Genomic DNA, 9,659 nt, shown 5'->3' on the forward strand with positions numbered 1-9,659 from the left:
AAATAGTACAAACCGACAATATGAACTTTAGATTACTTTTAGGAACTACAATAGACTTGTAATATAATTATAATATCTTATTAAACTATGAATTGCATTATTATTGATGACGAAGAAATGGCAAGATCCATAATAGAAAAAATGATTGAAAATACATCTCAATTAAACTTGTTAAAAGAATTCTCAAATGCTATTCATGCCATAAAGTATTTAAATGAAAATAATGTCGATTTAATTTTTCTAGACATCCACATGCCTGATTTTACAGGTTTTGATTTTATTAAAACAATTAAAAGTCCACCCAAAATTATACTGATAACTTCTGATAAAAATTTTGCTATCGAAGCTTTTGAATACGAATGTATTGTAGATTATTTAGTAAAACCAATTACCGAAGATCGCTTTCAAAAAGCAATTCAAAAAGCGAATACTACAACAACAATTTTAAATAGAAGTGCTAATGAAGATAATGCAAACGAATTTTACATCAATATTGATCGCCGTCTGATCAAAATTGAATTTGCTTTCGTCAATATTATAGAAGCTAAAGGAGATTATATTCATATCAAAACGGAAAACAAAAACTATGTGGTCCACTCAACCCTTAAAAAAATAGAACACAAATTACCTAAAGATTTGTTTTTGAAAGTGCATCGTTCCTTTATTATCAATACAAAAAAAATTATTGACATTGAAGACAATAGTGTCTTAATTGGCAAAGACGTCATTCCTGTAAGTCGCGCCAATAGACCAGATTTAATGAAACGACTGAACTTATTGTAGCATTTTTATAAAAGAAAATACTACTTCTTTAATACTAAGTTGAAAAAAGCTCTTATTTCTCGTTTTTCTTCACTTTGAATACTGGTTTAGATGTCAACATCCATCTAAGACGCAAACCTACTTCTGTATATTGAAACCCGGCAGCAGTAGCAGACGCAATATTACTTTTAACACCATAAAAATTCGCCAAAAAACGATCTGAAAATTTATAGCCAAATTTAGCTTGCACTCGATAAGTCGATTGCTTGCTATCATTTTCAATGTATTGAAATCCTGTTGCAGCACTTAGTGTGTAAAAGATAGCATTGTTTTCAGCCGATTTTTCATCTTTCAAAAAATCAACAAAAATCTCATAAGCATTAAATTTACTTGGACTAAAATAAATTGTTGGCAATTGTTTTTGAAAGGCAATAAATTGATAATTAAAGCCTGCTTTCAAAATTGGTTTTGATAAAAAATTATAATATAATGAGGTAAATAATAAGTTTCGCTGGTTACTATCACTTTGCGCGCTGTAATAATATTGTGTAAACCATCCTAATTTGAAGTTTGTGCCAATATTATAATTGAAATAAAAATTATTAGCTGTTATCTCTCTACTTACCAGATCAGCATTGAAGTTCTGAATATCTCGCTTATACCCTAATTCTAAATCTTGCAATTTTAAGGGCTTTATTTTGAAAAATACGTCTACTAATAATTGACTATAATTACTAACGAAAGATCTTGCATTACTTGAACCTACTAAAACATTAAAATTTATTTTGGGATGAAATTGCCATTGTGCGCCGACCTTGAAGTCATTAGAGACTGCCGAATTTTTAGTGACTGTATTTTCAGTTTTTCTGTATTGATACATTCCTAAAAAAGCCCATTTCGTCGATATTGGAAAATTCAAAACTGTATTATTAGCGTAGGCTTCATTCTTTCCATTATCAAATGAATAACTTATTATCTCCTCTACACTTGGTGTGAAATTTTCATTTAATTTTTTTAGAAATCCAATAGCATCTTTTTGGTTTTCAAATATTTTCAAGGTAGTATCAACTGCTTCATAAGCTTTTAATGGTTCGCCATCTGCAAAGTAAGCATTCGATATTCCTAAGTTTCCATCAAATGATTTTGCATCGTTGACCAATATATTTTGGTAGTCAGCAATACTTTCTTTAAAATCACTACGATACATTCCTAAAGTTGCAGAAAGCGCTAATACCCAATTTTCATTGGGATTACTAATTTGGTATTCCTTTATTTTTGCTGCTGCTTCTTTGTACTTTCTATTCCAAATTAGTGCCTGAACATAGCGTTCTTTTGTTTGATTTTGTAATTTTATGTCCTCAATAAATTGGCTATTTTTTAATGCTTTTTTGGCTATAGATAAAGCTTCGCTATCTCTTTCGGCTATATGCGAAACTAATGACAATCCGTTTAAAGAAAACAAGCTATCCTTTTTGGATACTGCTAATTCTCGATATACCTTGGTTGCATTTTTTTTATCCTTAGTGATTAAATAAATATTAGCTTTATTCATTAATGTTTCCTTGTCTTTCGGAAAATCCTCAAAATTTTCATCTAATAAAGAAAGTGCAGTTTTATAATCTTGTTGTTGTACCAATTGATTGGCGTATCCCATGCGAATGTATTTCTTAGAAACTAAGGCATTTGGATTTTTAACAGAAACTGCCAAAGCTTTATTTACATAGATTAAAGCCTCCTCATATTGTTTTAAATTAGACAAAGTATTTGCATAGCCTAGTAAAGCCGGAAAACTTTCGGGATGCTTTGCTATCAGGCCAAAGTAATAAGGTTTTGCCTCAGAAAAATTTTTATTCCATAACATGCATTCAGCATAATTCAACTGGATTTCAAAATCATCTGGATACTTTTTTAGTAGTTCAGAAAAAATTACTGTGGCTTTTTCAGGACTTGAATTTAAACCGACAGCTCTACCGTAACATAGCTTTGCCGTTTTATTATCTGGATATGTCTTTAAAATTTTGCTGAAAAAAATTTCGGCTTGAGCAAATTCTCCTTTCTCTAAATTGGTAAAACCCTCTTGCATATCTTGCGCTTGAATTGATAATCCAAGAAGAAAGCAAAAAACTAAGACTATTTCCTTTTTAATGTTCATTTTTAAACATATCTTTTGTAATTAACTGCAAGTTAAGTATAAACATTGATTATTCGTCTACAGTAAAGTGCGGATAATCGAAAAAAAATAAAAAAAAATCTTATAACGAACGTATATTTGTATCAGAATTAAGAAACAAAATAGTAAAATTAATTATGAATAACAGATTTAGCTTGCTGAGTATGTAATACTATTAAGAAAAGAAAGAATTTTAAGAGCTGTCTGAAAGATGACAAACTAAAACACTTTTTTTTATTTCATTTATGTCACTGCCATTAACCTGTTTGTACCAATATTATGCGACTACTTCCAGAATTACATTGCCCTTTATTGTTGGACTTTTGCCTTTTTAAAAATCAATTTTAAAATTGCCTGCAAATTCAAAAAAGACTTGCTAAGTATCAAAAATATGATCTCCTTTTTTGCCGCAAAAGCTATACGTTTTTTTAAAATTAAAATCAATAAAGGCGATGTAATTCTAGTGAAGTGCTATTTTAAAAGTTAATTCAATGTCAAATAAAAAGACTTAATTGTTTTTATTTAAAAATTAAAATCAATAATTTATATACAAAAAAGAAGGTTTGTTTTTTCCTTCTGAATCGATGAATCCAAACTGTTTTTGTTTGTTTTTTATCCACGGCCATTTTCCAGCAACTTTATCTGGAACTTTCGGAAAATCATATAAAGTCCAGGAAACAAATGCAAGTTGCTTCTTTTTGAATATAGATTGCATTTTTTTATGATAATTAGCCTGCTTTTCTTTTGAATTACCAAACCAACTCCACAGTCCTCGATTGGACGAAAGCCCAAATTCTTGCATTACCAAAGGCTTTTTGGCTGCTTTTTCTAAAACAGCAAGTTTCTCTTCAAAAAGTGAAATATCTTCATAATAATGATACGATACAAAATCTACCTTATCTTTTAGTATCTCTGCCGATGCAATATTAGAATATCCAATAGTGACCAAATGATTAGCATCGAATTTCTTGACTGCTGCAATCATTTGTTCCAACCAAGGCTTTACATTTTGTTCCCCACGTGATTCAAAATCTAAATCAGGTTCGTTTTTAATATCCCAAGCAATAATATTTTTGCAGTCCTTAAAAGTCGTTACAATTTTCTCTGCATGTCGATGAGTTAAAGTCCAGCTTTCTGGAGCATAATCTCCATAAAAATCGAATAATGTAACGATTACAGCTAGTTTTTTTTCTTCGGCCAAGTCTAAAACTATTTTTACCTTATCTAATTTCTCTTTTGAAACCTCTGCTTTACCAAATTCTTCATAAGGAACAAAAATCCTAATCGTATTGAGTTTTGCTTTTGTTATTATATCAAAATCAGCAGCTATAGTATCTTTATTAAATTTATTTCCAAACATATCCCAAGCAGAATTTTTAGGATAATAATTAATACCTTTTATGATATAGGGAGCACCATTTTTTAAAATTTCATTTCCTTTTACCGTGTATATTTTTTTATTCAATTCTACAGCAACCAAACTCTTTTCTTTTTGCATCCGAACATAGTGTCGAATACGCCAAAAACCATCCTCTAGCAACATTAAAACCTTATAATTTGCAGTATCCCGAACAGAAGTTATAAGCTTGTTATCTTGATAAACATTTTGAAATTCAACTACATTTTTATCGGTAATAACGACTTGTTGGCCGTCTTCGCTATAAAAATCTAACGATGCATGATGTTCTATTATTGTACTCTGGATCGAAATTTTTTTGGCCTTATTATAGGCTATAATTTGTTCTAATTGCTTTCTCGAACTTTCTGTAAAATAATCGTCAATTCCATCATTGACATTGTTTTTAAGAGCATTATTTTTTATTACATAAGAAAACAAATAATGCTTCTCAATTTTCTGGATGGTTTGATTTTCCATCCGTCTACCTTGATTTTTGAAGGTTTCCCACGTTACTTTGGGTAAATATGTATCTAAAGTCTCTTTCTCTAAATGCAGCATCGAACTTCTATCTGCTCCCGAATTTAAGTAGCCCAAAATTTCACTCATTCCAAATAATACCAAAATATTAATCGCAATAAATGAAACTATTAAAATTGCCCGATAATTATTTTTATTGTTAATTACTATCATAATTTTTTTCTTCTACTTTTTGAATACTTCCTAAGGTTGAAATTTCAAATGAATATTTTTTTTCTTTATAATATTCAGATGAAATAGTAAAAACAGCATGGCCTTTTACGCTATCTTCTTGCAAAGTTGCTACGAGTTGATTATGATGATACACTTTTAGAGTCACTTTAATTCCGTCTGGAACTAACTGATTTATAAAACTACGCAACGGGCCGACTATTATAGTGCGCTTATCTTTTGAAAATTCAAATTCAATTTTCGGATTAATCGGTTCGTAGTTAATTGCTATAGAATTACTTTCTGCTATTCCCGCTACATACGCTTTTGCAGTATAAACATCTTGGTGATCAGGATGCAAAATCTGAGCAGTTGCAACTCCGTTTATAGTTGTGCCAAATGATTTTAAAACCATATTATTAGCAGTAGAAATCACAAATGAGACCATGGTTCCGTCGCTTACAACGTTACCAAATTTGTCTTTAATAACAGCTGTTTTTAAGGTCGTAATTTGATTTCCATCAGCATATTGATGATTTCTAGTAAAAGAAATTATGAAATTTGTAGCGATTCCAGGAAAAATTACAGCGTTAAATTCTTTAGTAATGGTAGCATTGCATTGAGCAGAAACCAAAACTATTCCAGATTTTGTAGGAGCATCAATTATTTTCCAAGCAATGAGATTTTTCGTTTTTACCGTTTGATTTGTAATAGTATTTAAAAACTGACTTCTAAAAATTACAGGAGTATTTTCTGGTTTCGGATTATCAAAGCCATCTGTCGGAATGGTAACGTACATTACAAAATGACCATCACCTACCAATGTACTTGGTGGACCTAAATAATTTTCGATATCCGTTTTAGTGTCGTTATTGGGCAAAATTTCAAAGTTTCCCTGTAGTTTATTTTCTCCGTTTACAACCAAAAACCAATCAATACGACCCGATTTTTTAGCATAACTTTTAGGGAGGGCAAAAGTTAATTTATCATTTTTAACGGTGGCATCTAAAAGTGTTTTTCCTAAAGAATGAATTAAAAACAACTGCGGTCTATTTGACGTATTGACCTCAAAATCTAAAGCTATTTTGGCACCTGCTATAAAAGTCTTTTGTTGCGTAATTAGTATAATAGCGCCCGTTTGTTTTTTAGGCAATAAAGTGACTGATACCAATAATATGGTAAACAAACAAAAACAAAATATATAGATTTTATTCTTCATTATCTAGGATTTCCAATGTAATTATTAATTTCAATTTTAATAAACGAATACCCTTTATGTCCTTTAACCCTTTGCATTTGTGCACTTTCTTGTTTACTGTTTCGTACCGGAATTACCGCACGAGCAAGAGCTTCTGATTCTAAACCATTTACAAAACAATTTTCTGTTGAAGATTTTATAATCACAGGATTCAAATCTCTTGGCAAATTATAGGTAAAATATTGCTTACGCTGAATGCGAACACCCTCTTTTATAAACTGGTGATCAACATAAACCAATTCTTTTTTATCATTGTAATACGAAATTAAGAGCTCTGGAATGGTTACTTCTTGAATTCCGTAATTGAATAAAGTACCTTTGATCTGGTTGTTATCTATCACTAAATCTGAAATAGCAACCGAATTATACAAGTCGGTGGTTGCGACATTTCCAGCACTTTGAATATCAAATGTAGCGGGAATATTTTTCAATTCTTTTGGTGTAAATTCATTGGGGTTAAAAGTTGTTGGCTTTACATCAGTTGGCTTTAACCACGCAATATCTTCAAAATTCACCTTAAAACTCGTGACTTCTTTTGGCATCAATTTATGTTTAATAGTATACTTTGCGTTGAATACGGCAATCGATTTATCATTTCTGTCATATAAAGTAGCTTTCAAGACCACATCTGCAGGAACATTATCTATATTTTGAACTTCACCAATCACTATATATTGACTGTCAATTTTTACCAAACTTGCCGATATAATTTCTAAATCTGGTTGGCGCAGTACATCTTCATGATAGGTCTGCTGGGTAGTTGTCTTTCGTCTCCCTTGCTTGTAATACGAATTAATATTCTCTGACATGAATTCGTCCGGAGGAATATCGGTATCTTTTTTATCTGGAATGATAAACCATTTCCCGTTTATTTTCTGAACGTCATGTATGTACTTTTTTTCAATTAATTCTAATGGTGTAACCCACTTGGTCGTTGCAATAACTCTAGCTTTGTCTTTACTTTGCTGAACAATTTTAGTTTCGATAGCATCTAACTTGGCGTAAGAATTAAGAACACCATCCGAAACAGAAATTTCCAGCATAAACTGAGCCACCGAGTATTCTTTATTAGGAACAACATAAGAGTGCGCTTTATCATAAAACTTAAAATCTAGAGCATCATAATATGCTTTTACAACATTTTCAGGACTAATCTGTGCAGCATTTTTGATATAAATGCGATATGCTCCAAAGCTTATAATTAGTAGTAAAATCCCTGTCCAAATGTGTAGAAATTTTATCATCGCTCTTGGAAAATTAGCATAAACAATTCCATACTTATTGAAAGAAGGTTTTTCTAAAGGCTTTATTTTTAAGGCCTGCAACCAAATCATCTGAACATTAAGTATAAAAGCCAGAAGAATGGTTAACATCGGAATAATTCCCCACATTAATTTCAAATAGATCGGTACTTCATCTTTTGGAAGAATTTTAGACAAGGGCTGCACATTTAGTTTTTCCCACACCATTATACCATTTTCTAATTGTGATAATCGATGCCAACCGCAGAAATAGAGAATTGGATCGTAAAATTTATCGTTAGAAAAAACATATTTCAAATTATATTTTTCAGGAACCGTTAGAAATTGCTGCAATGAACCAATACCTTCAAGTCCTCGAAATTTGGAGTTTTCCAGCCGTTCTACTGCACGAGAAGTCAATTCTGGTAATCTTCTTGCCGAATGGTAATTTCCATCAACCGTCATTGCCTTTGTTTGTGTCGATAAGTAGGCCATCTGATCACCAAAACCTAATGGCAAAAACCTCCAGTGATCGTGTTGATCCTGATTTAAGAAATTGACAATTGGTAAAAAGTTAATTTTTTGCGGTTGCAATGGTCTAAAATACCCTAACGTCATGGTAAACACTGCAAAAAACAAAAAGCAACCAGCAAATAATCCGCCTAGGATCCTCCTATAAACACTCCCAAATTTTACTTGCAAAGCCGTTCTTAAGTCACCTTCAACTAATCGGTACACAAATTCACCAAAAATGGGCAAACTCATTATAGAAGCCCAAAGTGTAAAGCGATCCAAGGTTAGGATATTAAAAGCATTTTCTCCTAAAATTGCTAAGGGAATTGGAGTTGTGCCGCCCGTTCCTAAAACAGTGAGCAAGGTTAAGGATAATCCGAAAAAAATATACCTTTTGCTGTAATATCTATAAAATATATAAGGCAATATAAAAAGTAATATTCCCCAAGGTATCAAGAAGAACATCAAGCCAGAAGAGGTTAATTCTATAAAATTGTCGCGACTTCCATGCGGAATAGGAACCTGAGTGATGGGATTGGCTTTAGAATTAATCCAATACGGCAGTATACAAAATACTAGCAGAAAAACGGCGCTACCACAGAAAAGAATAATCCGTTTTAATAATGATAGAAATGTTTTATAGAATATTTTGAATGTGATTTCCTTGAATGAATTGACATTTTCGCGAGCGGTATCCATTACTATCATACCGATTAAAGGCGAAACAAAAAATACCATTCCAAATAAAGGTGTAACATGATGCGAACAAACGGTTACGGCCATCAAAGACAGAGAGGTGAAGTAATATTTCTTTTTGCCTGTTTTGATAAAAAGATAAATCTCTGGAAGTGCATGCATTAAAACAGAAACTCCAATAATACTGGGAAGCTGTCCAAAAATATGCAATGTTTCTACAAAAGAAGAAGAAACCACTGCCAGAATAGCAGAATAACCTGCAACGGTTCTATTTCCAGTTATTAAAAGTGAAAATCTAAAAGTTCCTGTAATGAATAAAATAATCCCAACGATGGCAACAGTAAACATACCAAATTTCAAACCTCCAATTAAAGAAAGTAACCCAATGGTTTGGTGCACTAATGGAGGATAACTCATCACATTAAAACCCGTATACCAACTATAATTCCAAGGTTCAAACCAACTGTGGGCATAATGATTTCCGAAAAACATGTGAATTAAAGCATCATAAGAACTTTCTAAAGTAAAAAAAATAGCGCTGCCATGGAAAGTCAATCCAAAAAGTAAGGCTACTATCAAATATTTATTAGAAGTTTCTTTCAATCACTCTTATTTTACATTATTGTTTTTGTAAATATAGGGATATCGTCTTATAGAAGAAAACGATATAACTGTACAAAATGTCCTTTCATCGAAAGAAACAGTACCAAACATCTAAAATATCAAAAAAAGTCATACAAGAGCTCTAATTTTACATCAGAATAATATTCTAAAATAAGTATTGCCAGAATCATGTAATTAGAGCATCACAGTGATGTTATTTTCAAAAAAACAAAACATCTTTTGTTTAAATCTCTTGTAGAGACTTTCGTTGAAAGTACTGTTTAATTTCAAAAATTACAATTCATAATAAATATGTTGATTTAGTTAATT

At 31.3% G+C, this 9,659-nt stretch carries 5 protein-coding genes; 1 reads left to right on the forward strand and 4 read right to left on the reverse strand.

What is annotated here, in order from left to right; translation table 11 throughout:
* Window positions 1-87: 87 nt before the first annotated feature.
* On the forward strand, window positions 88-783 hold the full coding sequence (locus FLACOL7796_RS23755; protein WP_035625416.1) for a LytR/AlgR family response regulator transcription factor: 696 nt from the start codon (window positions 88-90) through the stop codon (window positions 781-783).
* A gap of 52 nt (window positions 784-835) precedes the next feature.
* Here FLACOL7796_RS23755 and FLACOL7796_RS23760 read toward each other — a convergent pair whose 3' ends face one another.
* The 4 genes from FLACOL7796_RS23760 to FLACOL7796_RS23775 form a co-directional block, all read right to left on the reverse strand.
* Complete coding sequence (locus tag FLACOL7796_RS23760) at window positions 836-2,914, reverse strand: tetratricopeptide repeat protein (protein WP_035625418.1); 2,079 nt, start codon at window positions 2,912-2,914, stop codon at window positions 836-838.
* Window positions 2,915-3,467: 553 nt separating this feature from the next.
* Complete coding sequence (locus FLACOL7796_RS23765; RefSeq protein WP_173973243.1) at window positions 3,468-5,021, reverse strand: cellulase family glycosylhydrolase; 1,554 nt, start codon at window positions 5,019-5,021, stop codon at window positions 3,468-3,470.
* A complete protein-coding gene (locus FLACOL7796_RS23770) occupies window positions 5,008-6,237 on the reverse strand; it encodes an Ig-like domain-containing protein (protein WP_173973244.1) in 1,230 nt (409 codons plus the stop codon). Before FLACOL7796_RS23770 ends, FLACOL7796_RS23765 begins: the two co-directional genes overlap by 14 nt.
* Window positions 6,237-9,329 carry a hypothetical protein gene (locus FLACOL7796_RS23775; RefSeq protein ID WP_173973245.1) on the reverse strand — a complete coding sequence of 1,031 codons (3,093 nt, stop codon included), beginning with the start codon at window positions 9,327-9,329 and terminating at the stop codon, window positions 6,237-6,239. The genes FLACOL7796_RS23770 and FLACOL7796_RS23775 overlap by 1 nt, the downstream gene beginning before the upstream one ends.
* Window positions 9,330-9,659: the final 330 nt, after the last annotated feature.

Origin of the sequence: Flavobacterium bizetiae, from assembly GCF_902804475.1 — a bacterium.
GTDB classification, from domain to species: domain Bacteria; phylum Bacteroidota; class Bacteroidia; order Flavobacteriales; family Flavobacteriaceae; genus Flavobacterium; species Flavobacterium bizetiae.